Below are 18,467 nucleotides of genomic sequence, written 5' to 3'. Positions count from 1 at the left end.
TCGCCATGCCTTCGATATTGCAACGGGCGACAAAAGTCATCTCGGCGTGAAGTATTTTCCAGCAACACAGGGCATGCATGAGCGGCGGCGCGGTGATAAGCAATCGGTGAGCGGCCTCGGGTGCTGTATCGAGACGAAACGCACTTTTCGCGCCAGGAGGCGCATTTTCTAGTGCGAAAAGTTGAAATATTGCTTGAAGGCAGACAGCTTTGCTTCGGCCAGTTGCGTTCTCATCTCGCTCATTCGAACCAGTTCATGGGAGACGACTGTTGCCGCCGGATGAAGATTCACGAACGCACCGAGCAAAAGCAAAAGGAGCGCTACACCGAAAGCCGGTACGCTTCGTCGAAGGCGAACATGGTGTCGTTGATGCATCAGTCCTCTCCCTCATAACTGTACGTCGGTGACCTGCGACGAAATTCCGAGTGTCCCCCACAGGCAAGTCGACGCCCATCTGCACTTTCATGTAAAGTTTCTATCATGTAATCGTTGACACGGCAATTATTTTATGATGTACACGTTTACATGGACTTCGGGCGAAAATTTTTCGGTCGCCTACTCGGCATTAGTCTGGCGCGCAGCCGGCTCGAATGGAGGCAAAGGGTTTGAAAAAGCTGAACGTTGCATTGATTGGTACAGGCTTCATGGGCAAGGCCCATTCGATTGCCACCGCGGTGGTGCCAATTCTCTTCGGTGCGCCGATCGAGATCGAACGCAAGGTCATCGTCGACATCGACGAGGAGATGGCGCAGAAGGCATCCAAACAGTATGGGTTTGCAGAATATGCGACCGACTGGCGCGAGGTCGTCTCGCGCCCCGACATCGATATCGTCGATATCTGCACTCCGAATGATACGCACGCCGAGATCGCGATCGCAGCCGCCAAGGCCGGCAAGCACGTGATGTGCGAAAAGCCGATGTCGATGACGGTTGCGGAAGCGGAGGCGATGCTTGCTGCGGCAAACGAGACTGGCGTAGTGACGATGGTCTCCTACAACTATCGTCACACGCCGGCCCTGCAGATGGCCAAGCGCCTGATTGACGAGGGGCGCATTGGCGACATCCTTACTTTCCGGGGCTACTACCTACAGGATTGGGGCGCTGATCCGAATGCCCCTCTGTCTTGGCGCTTCAACAAGGCAAAGGCCGGATCAGGTACGCTCGGGGACATCGGGACGCATGTGATCGATGCGGCGCGCCTTCTGGTCGGCGAGTTCGCCTCGGTCAACGCTATCGTCAAGACCTTCATTCCGGAACGGCCCTTGCCTCTCGGGCGGTTCTTTGGCCAAAGTGGTGCTGCCTCCTCGGAAAAGGGCAAGGTCGATGTCGATGATACCGCGCTCACCCTGATCAAGTTTACCAACGGCGCGCACGGCAGCATCGAAGTGACGCGCAATTCCTGGGGCCACCATAACCAGCTTGGCTTCGAAATCCACGGCACGAAAGGCTCAATCGCCTTCGATTACCAGCGCCTCAATGAGCTTCGCGTAGCCTTTGCCGACGACCCGGCCGACGCCTTCGGCTTCCGTACGATCTATTCAGGGCCGAACCAGCCGTTCGGCGACAAACTGTGGCCGGTTGCAGGCATGGGGCAGGGCTATATCGATATCAAATCGATCGAATGGTTCAACTTCCTCAAGGCCATTGCCGAGAATAAGCCGGCGTCGCCTGACTTCAAGGACGGCGTGCAGATCGAGCGCATTGCCGAAGCCATTCTCGTCTCGGGAGAGAAGGGCGCTTGGGAAGATATCGAGCAGTCTGCTGCCTGAGGAGTGGTCCCATGACGATCAAGCTCGCAATGCACACCTGGCCATACGCAAGCAACCCGACATGGTTGCCGGCCTATACGCTTGAGGAAACGATCAAGCGGGTCAAGAAGATCGGGTACGACGCGATCGAAATCGGTGCGGCCAGCCCGCATGTCTTCCCGCCGACGCTGAGCGCGCAAAGGCGCAAGGATCTCGGCAAGATGCTCAAGGATTATGAACTGGAGCTGGCAGCGATGCTGCCGGCCCATGGCGGCGGGCCCGGCAACAATGTCGCCTCGCCGATCCCCGAGGAGCGTCGTTGGGCGATCGATCATTACAAAGACATGGTCCAGCTCACCGCGGACTGGGGCGGTAAGCGGCTGATCTGTCTGCCGGGCTGGTACATCTTCGGTACGACGTATCGGCAGGCTTGGGACTGGGCGGCACAGGCTATTCGGGAAATCGCCCGCTTCGCGCAGGACTTCGGCGTCGAAATCGTCATCGAGCCTACGCCCGAAGACAGCAACATCGTCAACACCTGCGACAACACCATCGACATGATGAAGGACGTCGGTGAGCCGAACGTCCGGCTGATGTTCGATAGCCACCACGTCATCACGGAAAAAGAAGTGATGAGCGACTACGTGTACGCGATGGGGAAAGACTTGGTCCATATCCACGCTTCGGACAACAACCGACTGCCACCAGGCATGGGCAGGGGCGATTTCCCGGCGCTCATCGACGCGCTGAAAGAAACTGGCTTCGACGGCTATCTGTCGATGGAATGCGGCTTCCACCAACGCGGCATCGAGCCGGACTGGGTGGCACGCGTCTCTCTCGAATACCTCAAGCCGCTGGTCGATGCGGCCAACGCCGCGGCGCCCCGCTAAGTTGGGCGTCACCGTCGCCACGCGATCGTGTGATGTAAACGTTGACATTAAAGAATCCGTCCGAGGAGGACGGTCCGGAGGAAGTGGGTGCTGACCGGACACCCGTCTAAGAAAAGGGGAGTGTGATATGAAGCGAATGATCATTGGAACAACGGCGATGTTTCTCGCGGCGTCGTCTGCTTATGCAGGCGACATCGGGGTTACCATTGCTTCCAACGACACGTTCCTGGCGGTGATGGTTCAGGCGATGAAGGACGAAGCCGCTAAGACCAACCAGCCTCTGCAGGTCGAGTTCGCCGACGCCGACGTCAACAAACAGCTTTCGCAGATCCAGAATTTCATTGCCGCCAAGGTCGACGCCATCATTGTGAACGTCGTGGAAAGCACTGCTACGCCGACGATCACGAAAATGGCGGCCGACGCGGGTATTCCGTTGGTCTATGTCAACAACACGCCGAGCGATCTCGACCAGCTCGGCCCGAAGGCGGCCTTCATCGGCTCGCAGGAGATCGATGCCGGCACGCTGCAGGCCAAGGAAGTCTGCCGCGTCTTGAAGGAAGAGGGCAAGACCGAGGATGCCGGCATTCTGATCATTCAGGGTGTTCTCGCCCAACACGCTGCTGAACAGCGGAGCAAGGCGGTCCATGACGTCGTTGCCACGCCGGAATGCAACTTCATGAAGATCATCGACGAGCAGACGGCACAGTGGGATCCGGTTAAGGCGCAGGATCTGATGACCAACTGGATCACGGCGGGCCACAAGCCGGTCGCGGTCCTCTCCAACAACGACGACATGGCGCTGGGCGCTGTCAACTCGCTCAAGGCGGCCGGTTGGGAGATGAAGGACGTCATCGTCGCCGGCATCGATGCCACCAAGGAAGCGATGCATTACGTGAAGACTGGTGATCTCGACGCCACCGTCTTCCAGGATGCGGTGGGGCAGGGCGCCGGTTCCGTCGATGCCGCCATCAAGCTTGCCAAGGGCGAGAAGGTCGAATCCCCGGTCTGGATTCCGTTTGAACTGGTGAATGCGGCTAACGTCGACACTTACCTCAACAAGAACTGATCGCCGCTGACTGCGGATGTGCCGCAAACGGCGGCACATCCGCGCAGGCTATCTCCAACGACTCTTAAGGCGGAGGTTCCTTCGCAATGACAACGCCCTCTGGAGCCACGGCCGTGGCAAAAAGGCCGGCCATGAAAAGAAAGCTTGGGAACGAAATGTCGACGGCTGTTGTGCTCGTCGGGATTGCCCTCGTCTTCGAGATCCTAGGCTGGATCTTTGTGGGAAGTTCATTCCTCGGCAACCAGCAGCGGCTGTCGATCATTATTCTTCAGGTCTCCGTCATCGGTATTCTTGCCGTTGGCGTGACGCAGGTCATTATCACGAGTGGCATCGATCTTTCATCGGGCTCCGTGATTGGCCTGGCTGCCATGGTGGCTGCTTCGCTTGCTCAAAGCTCGACAGATGTGCGCGCCCTTTATCCTGCCCTGACGGACCTGCTTCCGATCTGGCCGATTCTGGCGGGGCTCTTGGTTGGCTTACTTGCCGGTCTGATCAATGGCTTGATCATCGCGAAGACCAACATTCCGCCCTTCATCGCCACCTTGGGAATGATGGTCTGCGCCCGCGGCGTTGCCAAGTGGTACACGCTTGGTCAGCCTATCGGACTGCTGAATCCCAACTTCACCTGGCTCGGCAAGAGCTTTTTCATCTTGGGCTTCCCCTTGCCGCTGCCGGTAATCATTTTCATTGCCGTTGCGATCATCTCGCATATCGCTCTGCGATATACACGCTATGGCAAATTCACCTATGCGATCGGCGCTAATCCTCAGGCTGCGCGAGTCTCAGGCATTGATATCGGCTCGCATCTCATCAAGGTCTATGCCATCGCGGGCCTGCTTTCCGGCCTTGCCGGAGTTGTGACCGCGGCGCGTGCGGCCTCCGCTCAGCCCACCATGGGGGTTGCCTACGAGCTGGATGCCATCGCGGCCGCGGTGATTGGCGGCACATCGCTTGCCGGCGGCGTCGGTCGCATAACCGGCACAGTGATCGGCACCATCATTCTCGGCGTCATCACCTCAGGCTTCACCTTCCTTAAGATCGGCTCCTACTACCAGGAAATCATCAAGGGGATGATCATCGTCGTCGCCGTCATCATCGATCAGTACAGGCGCTCGCGAAAAGCAAGGGTGTGAACTGACCCGAAGCGACCCCACGCCAGATGCGTGCCCACGGCGGAAGATCGGTTTGTAACTCGCGTTGCCGGAACGAAAATACAGTGAGGGACTAATGTCTGCTTTGCAGCTTTCACATGATGAGCTCGTCAACGTCTATCGAACCATGCGGACGATCCGCCGGTTCGAGGAGCGGGTGATGCAGGAAATGGCGACCGGCGACATTCCCGGCAACACCCATCTTTATGCCGGCCAGGAGGCCAGTGCCGTCGGCGTCTGCCTGCAGCTTCGCGACGACGACTACATTTCCTCGACGCATCGCGGCCACGGGCACAGCATCGCCAAAGGCGTCGACATCGACAGCATGATGGCCGAGCTGTTCGGCCGTGCCAGCGGCACCTGCGGCGGCAAGGGCGGTTCGCAACACATTGCCGATCTGCGCAAGGGGATGCTCGGCGCCAACGGCATCGTCGCGGCCGGGGCGCCGATCACCTGCGGCGCGGCGCTGAGCGCCAAGCTGCTCGGGACCGGGCAGGTGGCGGTCGCTTTTGCCGGCGACGGCGCCATGAACGAAGGGGTGATGTCGGAAAGCTTCAACCTCGCCAAGATCTGGATGCTGCCGATCATCTTCGTCATCGAGGACAACGGCTTCGGCGAGGCGACGGCGAATGCCTTCGTTTCGGCCGGCAGCTTTACCCGCCGCGCCGAAAGCTATGACATCCCGACCATCGAGGTCGACGGAACCGACGTCTTCAGCGTCTATGCGGCAGCCGGCGAGGCGGTGGAGCGGGCCCGGGCAGGCGGCGGCCCGACGATGCTGCATGTGCATGTGCCGCGCTACTACGGCCACTACAGCGGTGACCCCGACACCTACCGCACCCCCGAAGAGAAGGCGGCGATGCGCCGCGAGCGCGACTGCCTCAGCAATTTCCGCCAGCGCGTCAAGGAGGTGTCGCTGGTCGAGACGGCCGAGCTCGATGCCGTCGACGAGCAGGTCGAAGCGGCGATCGGCCGGGCCGTCAGTGCAGCCAGGGCGGCGCCGTTCCCGCCGACGTCGGCGCTCACCACCGATGTCTATGTGAAGTATTTGTAAGGAGCCGGACCCATGGCACAGAAGTCTTTTCGGCAAGCCCTGAACGAGGCGCTTCACTTCGAGATGGGGCGCGATCCGCGCGTCATCATGATGGGCGAGGATCTGACCGGCGGCGCCGGTGCCAACGGTGTGAAGGATGCCTGGGGTGGTCCCTTCGGCGTCACCCGCGGCCTGCTCGACGCCTTCGGGCCGGAGCGCATTCGCGACACGCCGATCAGCGAGGCGGCGTTTATCGGCGCGGCTGCCGGGGCGGCGCTGACCGGCCTGCGGCCGATCGCGGAGATCATGTTCGTCGATTTCGCCGGCGTCTGCCTCGACCAGATCATGAACCAGGCGGCGAAGTTCCGCTACATGTTCGGCGGCCGCGCCAAGACGCCGCTCGTCATCCGCGCCACCTATGGCGCCGGCAGCCGCTCCGGGTCGCAGCACACCCAGGCGCTCTATCCGATCTTCACCCACATTCCCGGTCTCAAGGTGGTCATTCCGTCGACCCCCTATGACGCCAAGGGGCTGCTGCTGCAGGCGATCCGCGACGACGACCCGGTGATCTTCCTCGAGCACAAGATGCTCTACGACACGGTCGGGGACGTGCCGGACGGCGCCTATACGATCCCCTTCGGCGAGGCGCGGGTGGCGCGCGACGGCAAGGACGTGCTGATCATCGCCATCGGCCGCATGGTCCAGGTCGCCGAAGAGGCGGCCCGCAAACTGGCGTCCGAAGGCATCTCCGCCGCAATCATCGATCCGCGCACCACCTCGCCGCTCGACGAGGACACGCTGCTCGACTTCACCGAGACGATCGGCCGCGTCGTCATCGTCGACGAAGCCAATCCGCGCTGCAGCGTCGCGACCGATATCTCGGCGCTGCTTGCCGACAAGTGCTTCGACGCGCTGAAGGCGCCGATCAAGCTGGTGACGGCGCCGCATGCGCCGGTTCCCTACGCCCCCAATCTCGAGGACGCCTACATCCCCTCGGCTGATGCCGTGGTGAAGGCCGCGACCTCCATCGTTAAGAGGTAGACCACCATGTCGTCAATCGAGGCAGTCACGGTTCCCAAATGGGGAATGACGATGACCGAGGGCAAGATCACCCAGTGGATGGTCGGCGAGGGCGGCCCTGTCACGCGGGGTCAGGAAATCCTCGAGATCGAAACCACCAAGGTCACCAATGTCGTCGAAGCCGCCGCGACCGGAACGCTGCGACGCATCGTCCTCAATGAGGGAACGACGGCGCCGGTCGGTGCGCTGGCCGGGGTGATCGCCGACGAAGCGGCCACACCGGAGGAGATCGATGCCTTCATCGCGAGCTATGCCGACCGGCTTGGTTCGGGCGACGAAGGCGAGGGCGGCGCCTCCGTGCCGCGGACGATCACGGTCGACGGCGGCACCGTCAACGTCCTCGAAGCCGGGCCGGAGAGCGACGAGACGGTGGTGCTCTTGCACGGCTTTGGCGGCGACCTGTCGACCTGGCTGTTCAACCAGTCGGCGCTCGCCGAGAAGATGCGGGTGGTGGCGGTCGATCTGCCCGGACACGGCGCCTCGTCGCCGATCGCCGGCGAGGATGTCTTTTTGAAGATCGTCGCTGCCGTTGAAGCGGCGGTCGACGCCGTTGCCCCCGGCAAGCTTCACCTCGTCGCACACTCCTTCGGCGGTGCCGTCGCAGCGGCGATCGCCACCAACCGGCCGTCGCGCGTGGGTTCGCTGACGCTGATCGCGCCGATCGGGCTGAGCCGGCAGATGAGCCGGGATTTCCTTGTCGACTTCATTGCGGCGGAGCGCCGCCGTCAGCTGTCGAGCGTGCTGGAGCGGCTATTTGCCGATCCGTCGAAGATCACCAGCGACATGGTCGAAGGCACGCTTCGCTTCAAGCGCCTCGAGGGCGTGCCGGAGGCGCTGTCGGCCATCGCCGATACGATCGCCGACGACAGCGGCCAGGTGCAGTCGATCGGCGGCCAGCTCAAGGACCTGCCGTGCCCGGTGACGATCCTTTGGGGCGACCGGGACGAGATCGTGCCGCTCCCGCAGTCCACCGAGGTGCCCGCCAACGCGCGGCTGCGCATCATCCCGGACGTCGGCCACATGCCGCAGATGGAGGCATCGTCCGCCGTCAACGACGCCATCCTGGAGACATTCCAGCGCGGGTGAACATCGCGTCGGGCCGGCGCCTGAAAACGTGAAGTGAACTGATGGGTAACGATCTAATTGGGAGCAAATCCATGTCCGGACGTTTGTCAGGAAAACGCGTTCTCTTGACGGGAGGCGTAGCAAATATCGGTCTTGCCATAGTTGAGGCATTCGTGGCCGAAGGCGCAATCGTTTCTGTGGTTGACATCGATGCAGCCAAAGGCAGCGACGTCGAGAAGCGCTTTGGAGAACGGGTCCGGTTCTTCAAAGCGGATATCTCGCAGGAAGATGAGATCAAGAACGCGATCGCTCAATCGGTCGCCTGGATGAAGGGGTTGGACACATTGTGCCTGAATGCAGGCATCCAACTCTCCGGCAAGATGGAAGACTTTAGTACGAGCAATTGGGACAAGGTTTTCACGATTAACGTCCGGGCGAACTTCATCTTCGCGCGCGAGTCCGTGAAACATCTCCGTGACGCTGGCAAGGCCTCGATCGTCATGATGTCGTCACTTGCCGGCAAACGCGGCGCACCCGGATTGCTCGCCTATTCGGCTTCGAAGGCCGCTGTCATCGGGTTGACGACGACCCTTGCACTCGAATTGGCCCGTGACGGAATCCGTGTAAACGCTGTTTGCCCGGGGTGGATCGATACTCCGTTCAACCAGCCGGCCATCGACTATCTTGGCGGCAGGGACAAGCAGGAATCCCTGGTTCCGACAGTCATCCCGCTCGGACGACAAGCCACGCCGCAAGAGGTTGCGCCGTTGTTCGTCTATCTCGCCTCGGATGAGGCTTCGTATGTCACTGCTCAGTCGATCAATGTCGACGGCGGCATTTATAACTAACGGTCAACGGCGAGGGTACGAAAATGGCGAAGATGATTACCCATGAATCCGCGCTCAAAGCCATTGAGCTCGGCGCGGCGAAAGCACGGGAGCTTGGGGAGCCTTCTTCTCTTGCGATTGTCGACGCCGGCGGCAACCTGATGGCGTTCTTGCGCGTCGACGACGCGGCGCTTTCGACTGTCGAGATCGCGCAAGGCAAGGCATACACCGCTCTGGCACTGCGCTCGCCTTCCGGAAACTGGCTCGAAATCGTGCAGCCGGGCGCAGCGCTCTACGGGCTGGACGCGCTCGGCGGACGCAGGCCATTCGTCGTCTTCGGGGGCGGATTGCCGGTCCACGATGGCAAAACTGTCATCGGAGGCGTTGGCGCTTCGGGAGGGCCGGTGGATGCAGACCTGGCGATCGCTGAGGTGATGGTGTCCGCACTGCAGCAGCACTAGGTCCTATATTGTCCGCCCCTGCCTACGAGGTTCGCATGTCAATGGAGTCAGTTGCAGCAAGAGGATCCATGTCGGCCGCCGAAGTCCGAAAAATGATCCGCCAGGGGCGCCTTCGCGTTCCGACTACCGGCTTTGCCGAGGGCTTCATGCAAGCCAATCTCGTGATCTTGCCTGAACGACATGCGTCCGACTTCCGACTGTTTTGTGAGCGTAATCCGAAGAGTTGCCCGTTGCTCGGCGTTGGCGAGCCGGGAGTTCCGGGCTTGCCTGAATTAGGCTCGATCGACATCCGCACAGATGTCGCACGATACCGTGTCTACCGATCTGGCACGCACGTGGAGACGGTAGAAAATCTCAGTGACATTTGGCGAGACGATCTTGTCACCTTTGCGCTTGGATGCTCGTTCTCGTTCGAGAGCGCGATCCTTCGCGCCGGGATCGATATTCGTCACATCAGTGCCAATCGCAACGTTCCGATGTACGCCACGAACCTGCCGACCAGCCCTGCAGGACCGTTTGCCGGTTCGACGGTGGTGTCGATGCGGGCATTCCGGCCGGCCGATGCCATCCAGGCGATAATCTTGTCCGAACGTTACCCGCTCGCCCACGGCGCCCCGGTCCACATAGGAGACCCCGCCGAGATTGGCATCAAGGAGATCAACAGGCCGGATTACGGCGACCCGCCGGTCATCGAACCGGGTGACATACTTGGCTTCTGGGCCTGCGGAGTGACGCCGCAACTGGCGCTCCAGCAGGCGAAACTCGATCTGGCGATCACGCATGAGCCGGGTTTCATGCTGGTTACCGATCTTCCAGCGGACACCCAATCCGTCAGGTGAAGGAGCCCCAGGCAATTGGCCTGCCACATCTTGGAAACGTCGCATAGAGGAGCACAGCATGTCTGAACACACCGTTCGCGTTGAATGGATTGCGACTGAGCATAGCAAACAACCTGGCACGTACAGCCGCGACCATCATTCGATCATCAGCCCAAAGGTAAGCATTCCTGTTTCGGCAGCCCCGGATTATCTGGGCAACAGCGAACTGGCCGATCCGGAACAGTTGCTCGTTTCTGCGCTCGCTAGTTGCCACATGCTGTATTTCCTCGCGATCTGCGAGGCGAGCGGGTACAAAGTCAGCGCCTATGCGGACGACGCAATCGGCACCGTCGCGAAAAGCCCCGTCGGCTTCCACTGGGTATCGTCGATCACCCTTCGACCCAGGGTATCCTTCAGCTCGGAGAAGCAGCCGGATCGTGAGACCTTGGCTCGATTGCATCACCGCGCACACAAGGGATGCTTCATCGCAAATTCAATTCGGTCAAAAGTATCCATCGAACCGCAACCGCAGTTAGCTGATGCTTGAGCCGAATTATCCGGCGAAATTCCTCTGAAGAAACAGGTGAAACATGAAAGAAAAGCTTGTCGTCATTGCCACCGTCGTCGCCCATCCAGACAAAGAGGACCACCTTCGAGAAGCGTTGCTGGGTCTGGTTTCCTTTGCGAAAACCGAGCCAGGCTTCGTTCAATATGATCTGCACGTTTCGCTCGAGCGCCCCGGAGAGTTCGTCTTTTACGAGATCTGGGAAGATGAGCAGTCGCTGGAACTGCACAACAACACCGATTCCATGAAGGCATTCGGTGCAAAAGCGGGGCAGTGGATTCAGTCGGTTACACTCAACAAGTTCAAGCGTATCTCGTGAGCTTGCGATGTGGTGCGCTGGCAAATCTGCCATGGTGGGAGCACTTCACGGCGATCGCTCGCCTCGCGCCTTGCATCTTGAGCACATCTAGATCACGTGACTTCGCTGTAAACGCGACTCTTGAGGGGCGCTCTGATGAAACGCAGTATTGAGAAGGATCGAAAAGAAGAACTGGATCTCGCTGCCTATTATCGGCCGATAGCACTGAAGGCTATTCTTGCCGCCTCCAGTTTTGTCGTGCCGAAGGCAGATCCGGCCCCGTTGCCGCGGGCGCTGCAGCGGCATTCGGATTTTCGCAGGTTTGAGGACGAGTGACCCGCCTCCAGGGACGAGTGTGCGGGTGGCTCGTGTCTTGGCGCAGGATGCAGTGATGGGGCGATTGTCGAGATCCGGCCGCGCACGTCTACACTCTGGTTGAGTACTCCTTGCGCGCCGATAGTCGGCACATGTCGGCAAATAGCGGCATCTTCTTGGTAGCAGCAAAGTGGAAATACGCGATGGAACGGAAAACGGCGCTTGTGACTGGAGCAACCTCGGGAATTGGACTGGCCTGTGCCCAGCAGTTGGCCAGTTCAGGCGTCAGGGTGGCGGTATGCGGCCGCCGCGCGGATCTGCTGAAAGACGTCGCACAAAGGTTGGGAGTCGGTGCCATTCCCATCGTCGCCGACATCTCGGATGAAAGCAGCGCAGCCGCAGCAGTCGATGCGGCCTGGGAAGGCTTCAATGGTATCGACTATCTGGTGCACGCGGCCGGCATAGTCACGCCGGCAGCACTTGAAGAGCTCTCTCCGGAGCTGTGGCGTCGACACATCGATGTCAACCTGTCGGGCGCTTTCTACATCATCCGCAATTGTGCATTGAGGATGCGAGAACGCGGGCAAGGCAGCATCGTGGCCATCGCTTCCAACCTTTCCTTCATGGGAATGCCCAACTTTGCTCACTACTGCGCGTCCAAGGCCGGTCTTGCCGGCCTTTGCAAGGCGCTCGCACTTGAACTCGCGCCTCAGGTCAGGGTGAATTGCGTTTGCCCCGGCCCGGTCGACACCCCCATGATGGAAGCTGAACTAGAGTGGTTCGGAGGGTCGTCCGAAGTACGAGAGAGTGCGATTGCTCAGGTTCCGATGAAGCGGTTCGCGAGTCCGGATGAAATCGCACAATTCGTCCTCTTCGTCGCAATGCAGGCCAGATTTGCAACTGGCAGCATGCTGAGTATCGATGGCGGCACGACTGCGGGGTAGCGTCCGAAACTCGCGGGACGTATTCAGGGAGGTGCCGCGCGACAGCACATTTCGATAAGGTTTGAACGAGTTTTGCGACGCGCGGCGCTTTAGACTAGACCGCGCGCGTCTTCCCCGTCTTCGCCCGCTCCGGCGAAAGATCGAGATGATCAGACTGCGATGATAATATTGCGCGCGATATCACAATGGCGCTTGCGGTACAGTCTTCAAGATCGCTACCTGGTCCCGGCCAGTCGCACCATGACCGGACTCCATCCAGCAGCTTCATGACGGCGCGCGCGGAAGCGGCACAGTTTTTGTAACCCATTTCGCACGCCGCTGCCTCGTACATCTGCGTGCAAAGATGCAGCCAGTCCTCAATTTCTCGACGGATTTCGGGCTGTAGGAAACCGCAAATACGATCCGTGGCAACAAGTATGTCCCACAGATCGCTTTCTGGAAGCTCGAGCTGACGCTTTACATGCGTCCGTACCATGCTGTCCCAAAATTCGCTCGCGCCGGCGCTGTTCTCGACAGCACTTAGGATTGCCGTACCCCAGTTGTGATAATGCCACCTCAGCGACTGGGCGACGATTTCATCTCGCCCATCCGGAAAATGGAAATAAATGCTGGACGCCTTCACATCGAGCGCCTTGGCAAGTCCTCTCATGGTCACGCCCGTGAAGCCTTGCGTTGTTGCAAGTTCGAGAAAGGTTTCAAGAACTTGGCGGCGCCCGTTGGTCAATTTGGTCCAGTCAAATTGATCGAGGTGGCGGCGCATTTGATCACACGCTTGCTGAACTCGAGGCGGCAGGGTCATACACTGGGTCCTAGTAACAAGGCTGCTTAGCCTTCCTCTATATGTATGTATGTGCTCTTGCAATCTTAAGAGATCCCACGCTGGCGCCGCACGTTTGACGGATCTTCGACACCGCAGCCTCGCGCAACCCAACTTGTCGGAGAGCGCTCACGAAGCCGCTTCCTTTTTCTGACGCAGGCAGCAGCAGGTGGATGCTGCGAACGGCGCTAAGGGCTGTAATCACCATCCATTCTATTCGGTTCCATCGGTGGCCGGACCTGCCGACTGCCGTGTAAACGATAACAAGCCAGAAAATGGTTGACTCACGAGGCAATCTGGAGCCATATAACTAACGTTAGTTAGATAACACAAAACAGGGGATCTAGCAAATGTCCGAAAAGATGTCGCAGTCAGCTACACGCCGCACGATCCTGAAGGCTGGTGGTGCCTTGGCAGCCACCTCGCTCTTGGCGCCGGCCATAATTCGCAACGCATGGGCCGAGGAGGAACCAATCACCCTGCTCACCTGGGAGACCTATCATGAGCCTGATTGGGTAGCAGAGTGGGAAGCGGCTAACGGCGGCGTAAAGATAAAGCCCGTCGTGATCTCTTCGCTCGATGAAGTATTCGCACAACTTCAATCCGGCGCTGTAAAGCCGGACGTCGTCTATTCCGAAGCTTCCACTGCCGGACGCCTCAAGAAGGCTGGCCAGATCGGCCCATTCGACATCTCGAAAGTTCCAAACGTTGCAAATATCCTCCCAGGGCTGAATTGGAAGGAGCCCCTCTCCGTCGATGGCACTCTGATGGGCATCCCGCTTCACTGGGGCACGCAGCCACTTCAGTACAATGCCGATCAGATCAAAGAGCCACCGACGACCTGGGGCGACCTGTGGGACGAAACCTATAAGGGTAAGGTGACGACGTTCGATGACGCTACCGTCAACCTTCCGATGGTCGCGCTCTATGTTGGCGCCAAGGATCCGTTCAACCTGACTGAGGAAGAATTTACGCTCGTTACCGATGCACTTCGTGCGCTGAGGCAGCAGGTCCGGGTCGTTACGCGGGGCTTTGATGATGCGGCCACCCTCTATGCATCCGGCGAGGCGTTGATCGGCTACTGCCACAATGTCGCTGTTGTGAACTCGCTCAAGAAGAAGGGGATCAACTCCAAGTATTCGCTGCCCAAGGAAGGCACGCCTTCCTGGATTGAAGGCACGTTCGTGACCCCCAAGGGGCAGCGCGACATCGTCTACAAATTCCTAAACGATACCATGTCGCTGCCTTGGCAGGCGAGATTCATGAAATTCTCCGGAAGCAACGGCATTCTCACTGGCGCAGACGCTCTCAAGGCCGGGCTTACTGAGGAAGAGCTGCAGAACACGAACATCCCGGATTCCGAGGATCCCAATTTCAAGGACAACCTCGTGTTCTTACGAGAGCCTGAAGACGTCGAGCGTCGAATCCAGATCTGGAATGATTTCCTGGCCGGCACCCTTTGACACCGGCTCGAACAGCTCTGGAGACTGGCCATGGGAACACGTGAAACCGGCCCGGTACTTTCGCTTGTCGGCGTATCTAAAACCTACGAGGGCGCCCAAAAGCCGGCGCTCGAAAAGGTATCATTCTCGGTGAAGCCCGGAGAGTTTTTCTCGATACTTGGGCCAAGCGGATCAGGTAAAACCACCATCCTTAGAACCGTCGCTGGCTTCGAAAGGCCTGACGACGGGCAGATCGCGATGGACGGAGAGGTGATGAATGCCGTTCCGCCCTTCAAGCGGGACGTTCGCACTGTATTCCAGAGCTATGCATTGTTCCCGCACCTCACGGTGCGGGAAAATGTCGAGTATCCCCTACGGATGCAGGGCGAGCACAAGGCAAACCGCCGGAAGAAGGCCGAGGAAACGCTTTCCCTTGTCGAACTGTCGACCTTTGCGGACCGCCTGCCGCATCAACTTTCAGGGGGGCAACGTCAGCGAGCGGCTCTGGCGCGCTCCATCGTTTCACGGCCCAAGCTTCTTCTTCTGGACGAGCCCCTTGCCGCTCTTGACCTGCGCCTGCGCCAGCAGATGCAGCACACATTGGTTGCCCTGCAGAAAGAACTCGGAATCGCCTTCATGTATGTCACGCACGATCAGGGCGAGGCGCTGTCCATGTCTGACCGCGTCGTCGTCCTGCATGACGGCAAGATCGCCCAGCTGGGTACGCCGCGTGAAATCTATTTTGCGCCGCAAAACGAGTTCGTCTCCAGATTCGTCGGGCGGTCGAACCTCGTTCATGTTCGTTTCGAACCGACGGGCGATGGCTACGCCGGTACGATTGAGGGGACCAGAATTGCCGGCCTCACCTCCGATAGAGGCGGAACGGCGCGCATGGCGATCAGGTACGAGGCGGTGCACGTAAAGGCGATGAACGGAGCAGGGCGTTCGCCCGACGCAATCCCGGGAGTTGTCGAAGACGTCCTTTTCCTGGGGACGAATTGCGAGGTCAACGTCCGTTGCGGTGGCCTCAGTTTGATCGGAACCGTGCCGGCCGCCCGAGATTCAACCTTCTCAATAGGCCAACCGGTGCAGGTCGCCTTCGATCTCGTAAACACGCAGGTGTTTTATGACTGATAGCGTCGCGACAATTTCTCTGGACCGCAAGATGTTCCGGCAACGCTTGCCGCTGAATTTCAGTTTCGCAAGCGTTCCTGTGGTCGCCTGGCTGTTCCTCATCGTCATCCTGCCGAACCTTCTCCTCATAGGAACGAGCTTTCTCAAGTCGTCGGCGGGTGTCATCGTCTTTGAACCCTCACTGACGAACTACGCGCGGATCTGGAATTCGGCAGGCTTCTGGGCCTTGCTGTGGCGCACGCTGTCGTACAGTTTCATAGCCTGCGTGTTCGCAACGGTGATTGCATATCCGCTAGCCTTCTATGTTGGCCGGGTCGTGGGGCGGAATAAGGCCCTGCTGACAATGCTTATAGTAATCCCGCTGTGGATCAGCCTCCTCATGCGGATTTTTGCATGGCGGGTGATCCTCGGCCAGTCGGGAGTACTGAACGCGGCACTGGTGTCCAGCGGAATTCTGGACGCGCCATCGGAGGCGTTTCTCTACAGCCCGACTGCAGTTGTTATCGTCTTCGCCTACATCTCGGTCCCGTTCATCTTCATCTCGACAATGGGAGCTTTCGAGAAGATCCCGCGAGACCTCTTCGAGGCATCCGAAGACTCCGGCGCTACCGCCTTTCAGACCTTCGTCCATCTTGTTTGGCCGCTTACTCGCAGAAACCTGGCGATAGGATTTTCACTGGCGTTTCTCGTGACTGTTGGCGATTTTGTCACTCCGGCGATGATCGGTGGGATTGATGGCACGACCCTTGGGGTGGTCGTCTCCACACAATTTGGTTTTGCAAACAACTGGCCTTATGGCGCGGCTGTCGCGGTTGCGCTGATGCTGAGCGTTGGTTTGGTCCTCGGGGTGATTATCTCTCTGTGCCCCGCCAAGGGCGTCATGGTCGGCGGAGAATCCGATCAACCGGTGGCTCCCGCGTCAACCTCGGCGAGCCGCTTAGGCCGCCGTCTTGGCGCGGCCGGGTTTGCCGCGGTGATTGCCTACCTCTATGCGCCGCTAGCGATCATCGTGCTGTTTTCCTTCAATTCGGCAAACTTGCAGACGTTTCCGCTGCAGGGGGTGACACTGAATTGGTACTACGAACTCCTTCGGGACCAATCTCTGATCGAAGCTGCGCAGCGCTCTGTTGCGGTTGCAGCTTGTGTCGTGTCGGTTTCAGTTGTCGTCGGCACGGCTTTTGCCCTTATCGTGCATTACGCCAGACTGAAGGGGGCGCGTTTCTATGAAATGGCGTTCGCCCTTCCAATCGCGACTCCGGGCGTTGTCCTCGGGATCGAAATGGTGCTCGGAACGGAACTGTTTGGCATTCCGTCTGGCATTATGCGCATCGTCGTTGGCCAGATGAGCTTCGTAATGCCGGTCACCCTGCTGCTATTGCTGGTGCGGCTGCGGCGCATCGACCCGAGCCTCATGGAAGCTTCGTTGGATCTCGGTGCCAACCGGTGGCAAAGCTTTGTCCATGTTCTGTTTCCGATGATCAGGGGGACGATTGTCGCCAGCGCGTTTCTCGGCCTCACGCTTTCGGCCGATGACGTCATGGTAACTCTGTTCTTGTCAGGTGGCTCACCGACTCTGCCGATCTGGGTGTTCAACCAAATGCGATTTGGGTTCACTCCTTCGGTCAATGCGGTGTTCTCCCTGCTCCTGCTTGCATGCTTGCTGGTCGTCACGTTGGCGACCTGGCGAAACGCTCACAAGCGCATTCGGGCGGCACATTGAGGTCCGATCCACCGCCTCTGGTGTCTGAGTATCGAGCGAAGACAGGTCCAGGTGCAGAGGACCGCATGGGCCTGCCGAAATGAACGCACACTGTGGCCTCGATTGAAAACGAGGCGCCAACAGTAATCAACAAGAGGAAGATTGCCGTGAATAGCTATGATGGTCGGGTAGTCGTCGTAACAGGCGCAGGGTCCGGGATGGGTCGGGCCATGGTTGGCGAGTTTGTGTCCAGGGGCGCGCGTGTCGCCGCTCTCGATGTCAATCTGGATCGGGCCGTCGAGACTGTCGAAAATCTGGAAAAGCCAGATATGGCGTTCGCGCTGCAGGTCGACGTCAGTGATCCAAAAAGCGTGCAGAACGGCGTGGAAGCGATCATTGCGACGTGGGGGCGCATTGACCTTCTCTGCAACAATGCGGGCGTTCTCGATGGGCATGCTCCGGCACACGAAGTTAGCCTCGACGAGTGGAACAGGGTCATGGCGGTGAATCTCACCGGTCCGTTCCTGATGTCGCGGGCTGTAATTCCGCAGATGTTGGCGCAAGGCAAAGGCGCCATCATCAACACGGCCTCGACGTCGGGCTTTAGCGCCGCCGGCGGCGGATCGGCCTACACTGCCTCCAAGCATGGTGTCGTAGGTTTGACGCGGCAGCTCACCTTTGAGTACGGCGCCCAGGGCATCAGGGTCAACTGCATCTGCCCAGGCGCAACAGCCACTCCCCTGGCCTTGCCCGAACACAACGCGGCCTCCCCGGACATGGACCTGGCGATCAGCAAGGTGCCCGCCAGGCGTTGGTGCCAGCCTCAGGAAATCGCCAAGCTCGCGGCCTTCCTCGGAAGCGACGATGCCGACTACGTCCATGGTAGCGCCTACGTGATGGATGGCGGCTGGCTGACCGCCGCGCGCGACCCGTTCTGAGCGTAATGGGGCCTTCGGGGAGCCACGGCGGTTTCGCGTTTCGTCAATGAGGCAGGGGCCTCCTTGCTCGCTGCCCACGGGTTCCCGCCTCGGAAAATTCTGGCGTAGCCGGGTGGGTGGAAAAGCAGCCGGTGAGCTTGGGCGCAACGATCGCGTTTGAGGCAAAAAAATTTAAA

The 18,467-nt window shown here is 59.4% G+C and carries 19 protein-coding genes; 18 read left to right on the top strand and 1 reads right to left on the bottom strand.

Annotated elements, in window-relative coordinates; translation table 11 throughout:
- The first annotated feature begins 605 nt into the window (after window positions 1–605).
- From NGR_RS09570 to NGR_RS09505, 14 genes are all read left to right on the top strand, one after another.
- The gene (locus NGR_RS09570; protein WP_164923983.1) at window positions 606–1,769 is read left to right on the top strand and encodes a Gfo/Idh/MocA family protein; all 1,164 of its coding nucleotides are present in this window, start codon (window positions 606–608) and stop codon (window positions 1,767–1,769) included.
- A gap of 11 nt (window positions 1,770–1,780) precedes the next feature.
- Window positions 1,781–2,638 carry a sugar phosphate isomerase/epimerase family protein gene (locus NGR_RS09565; RefSeq protein ID WP_015888060.1) on the top strand — a complete coding sequence of 286 codons (858 nt, stop codon included), beginning with the start codon at window positions 1,781–1,783 and terminating at the stop codon, window positions 2,636–2,638.
- A 127-nt stretch (window positions 2,639–2,765) separates the two neighbouring features.
- The gene (locus tag NGR_RS09560) at window positions 2,766–3,704 is read left to right on the top strand and encodes a substrate-binding domain-containing protein (RefSeq protein ID WP_015888059.1); all 939 of its coding nucleotides are present in this window, start codon (window positions 2,766–2,768) and stop codon (window positions 3,702–3,704) included.
- Window positions 3,705–3,790: 86 nt separating this feature from the next.
- Window positions 3,791–4,837: an ABC transporter permease gene (locus NGR_RS09555; RefSeq protein ID WP_015888058.1), complete on the top strand. Its 1,047-nt coding sequence runs from the start codon at window positions 3,791–3,793 to the stop codon at window positions 4,835–4,837.
- Window positions 4,838–4,931: 94 nt separating this feature from the next.
- A complete protein-coding gene (locus NGR_RS09550; protein ID WP_015888057.1) occupies window positions 4,932–5,909 on the top strand; it encodes a thiamine pyrophosphate-dependent dehydrogenase E1 component subunit alpha in 978 nt (325 codons plus the stop codon).
- 12 nt (window positions 5,910–5,921) lie between these two features.
- Window positions 5,922–6,929, top strand: coding sequence for an alpha-ketoacid dehydrogenase subunit beta (locus NGR_RS09545; RefSeq protein ID WP_015888040.1), 1,008 nt, complete (start codon window positions 5,922–5,924; stop codon window positions 6,927–6,929).
- Window positions 6,930–6,935: 6 nt separating this feature from the next.
- Window positions 6,936–8,054, top strand: coding sequence for an acetoin dehydrogenase dihydrolipoyllysine-residue acetyltransferase subunit (locus tag NGR_RS09540; RefSeq protein ID WP_015888056.1), 1,119 nt, complete (start codon window positions 6,936–6,938; stop codon window positions 8,052–8,054).
- A 71-nt stretch (window positions 8,055–8,125) separates the two neighbouring features.
- Window positions 8,126–8,881 carry an SDR family NAD(P)-dependent oxidoreductase gene (locus NGR_RS09535; protein WP_015888055.1) on the top strand — a complete coding sequence of 252 codons (756 nt, stop codon included), beginning with the start codon at window positions 8,126–8,128 and terminating at the stop codon, window positions 8,879–8,881.
- Between the two features lie 23 nt (window positions 8,882–8,904).
- Window positions 8,905–9,321 carry a GlcG/HbpS family heme-binding protein gene (locus NGR_RS09530; protein ID WP_015888054.1) on the top strand — a complete coding sequence of 139 codons (417 nt, stop codon included), beginning with the start codon at window positions 8,905–8,907 and terminating at the stop codon, window positions 9,319–9,321.
- A 35-nt stretch (window positions 9,322–9,356) separates the two neighbouring features.
- On the top strand, window positions 9,357–10,160 hold the full coding sequence (locus NGR_RS09525) for a putative hydro-lyase (protein WP_015888053.1): 804 nt from the start codon (window positions 9,357–9,359) through the stop codon (window positions 10,158–10,160).
- Window positions 10,161–10,218: 58 nt separating this feature from the next.
- Window positions 10,219–10,686, top strand: a complete 468-nt coding sequence (locus NGR_RS09520) for an OsmC family protein (protein WP_015888052.1) — start codon at window positions 10,219–10,221, stop codon at window positions 10,684–10,686.
- A 43-nt stretch (window positions 10,687–10,729) separates the two neighbouring features.
- The gene (locus NGR_RS09515; RefSeq protein ID WP_015888051.1) at window positions 10,730–11,023 is read left to right on the top strand and encodes a putative quinol monooxygenase; all 294 of its coding nucleotides are present in this window, start codon (window positions 10,730–10,732) and stop codon (window positions 11,021–11,023) included.
- 135 nt (window positions 11,024–11,158) lie between these two features.
- Window positions 11,159–11,338 (top strand): hypothetical protein, encoded by a 180-nt coding sequence (locus NGR_RS09510; RefSeq protein WP_015888050.1) that lies wholly within the window; start codon window positions 11,159–11,161, stop codon window positions 11,336–11,338.
- Between the two features lie 131 nt (window positions 11,339–11,469).
- Window positions 11,470–12,261 (top strand): SDR family NAD(P)-dependent oxidoreductase, encoded by a 792-nt coding sequence (locus tag NGR_RS09505; RefSeq protein WP_015888049.1) that lies wholly within the window; start codon window positions 11,470–11,472, stop codon window positions 12,259–12,261.
- Between the two features lie 94 nt (window positions 12,262–12,355).
- Here NGR_RS09505 and NGR_RS09500 read toward each other — a convergent pair whose 3' ends face one another.
- A complete protein-coding gene (locus NGR_RS09500; protein WP_015888048.1) occupies window positions 12,356–13,060 on the bottom strand; it encodes a TetR/AcrR family transcriptional regulator in 705 nt (234 codons plus the stop codon).
- A 368-nt stretch (window positions 13,061–13,428) separates the two neighbouring features.
- On the opposite strand from NGR_RS09500, the gene NGR_RS09495 reads away from it, so the two are divergent.
- From NGR_RS09495 to NGR_RS09480, 4 genes are all read left to right on the top strand, one after another.
- A complete protein-coding gene (locus tag NGR_RS09495) occupies window positions 13,429–14,541 on the top strand; it encodes an extracellular solute-binding protein (protein ID WP_015888046.1) in 1,113 nt (370 codons plus the stop codon).
- A 30-nt stretch (window positions 14,542–14,571) separates the two neighbouring features.
- On the top strand, window positions 14,572–15,654 hold the full coding sequence (locus NGR_RS09490) for an ABC transporter ATP-binding protein (RefSeq protein ID WP_015888045.1): 1,083 nt from the start codon (window positions 14,572–14,574) through the stop codon (window positions 15,652–15,654).
- Window positions 15,647–17,374, top strand: a complete 1,728-nt coding sequence (locus NGR_RS09485; protein ID WP_015888044.1) for an ABC transporter permease subunit — start codon at window positions 15,647–15,649, stop codon at window positions 17,372–17,374. The genes NGR_RS09490 and NGR_RS09485 overlap by 8 nt, the downstream gene beginning before the upstream one ends.
- Before the next feature lie 146 nt (window positions 17,375–17,520).
- Complete coding sequence (locus NGR_RS09480; protein ID WP_164923981.1) at window positions 17,521–18,291, top strand: SDR family NAD(P)-dependent oxidoreductase; 771 nt, start codon at window positions 17,521–17,523, stop codon at window positions 18,289–18,291.
- Window positions 18,292–18,467 lie beyond the last annotated feature (176 nt).

Origin of the sequence: Sinorhizobium fredii NGR234, from assembly GCF_000018545.1 — a bacterium.
GTDB classification, from domain to species: Bacteria; Pseudomonadota; Alphaproteobacteria; order Rhizobiales; family Rhizobiaceae; genus Sinorhizobium; species Sinorhizobium fredii_A.
The sequence above is the reverse complement of the archived record's forward strand: the minus strand, read 5'-3'. Positions and strand labels throughout refer to the sequence as shown.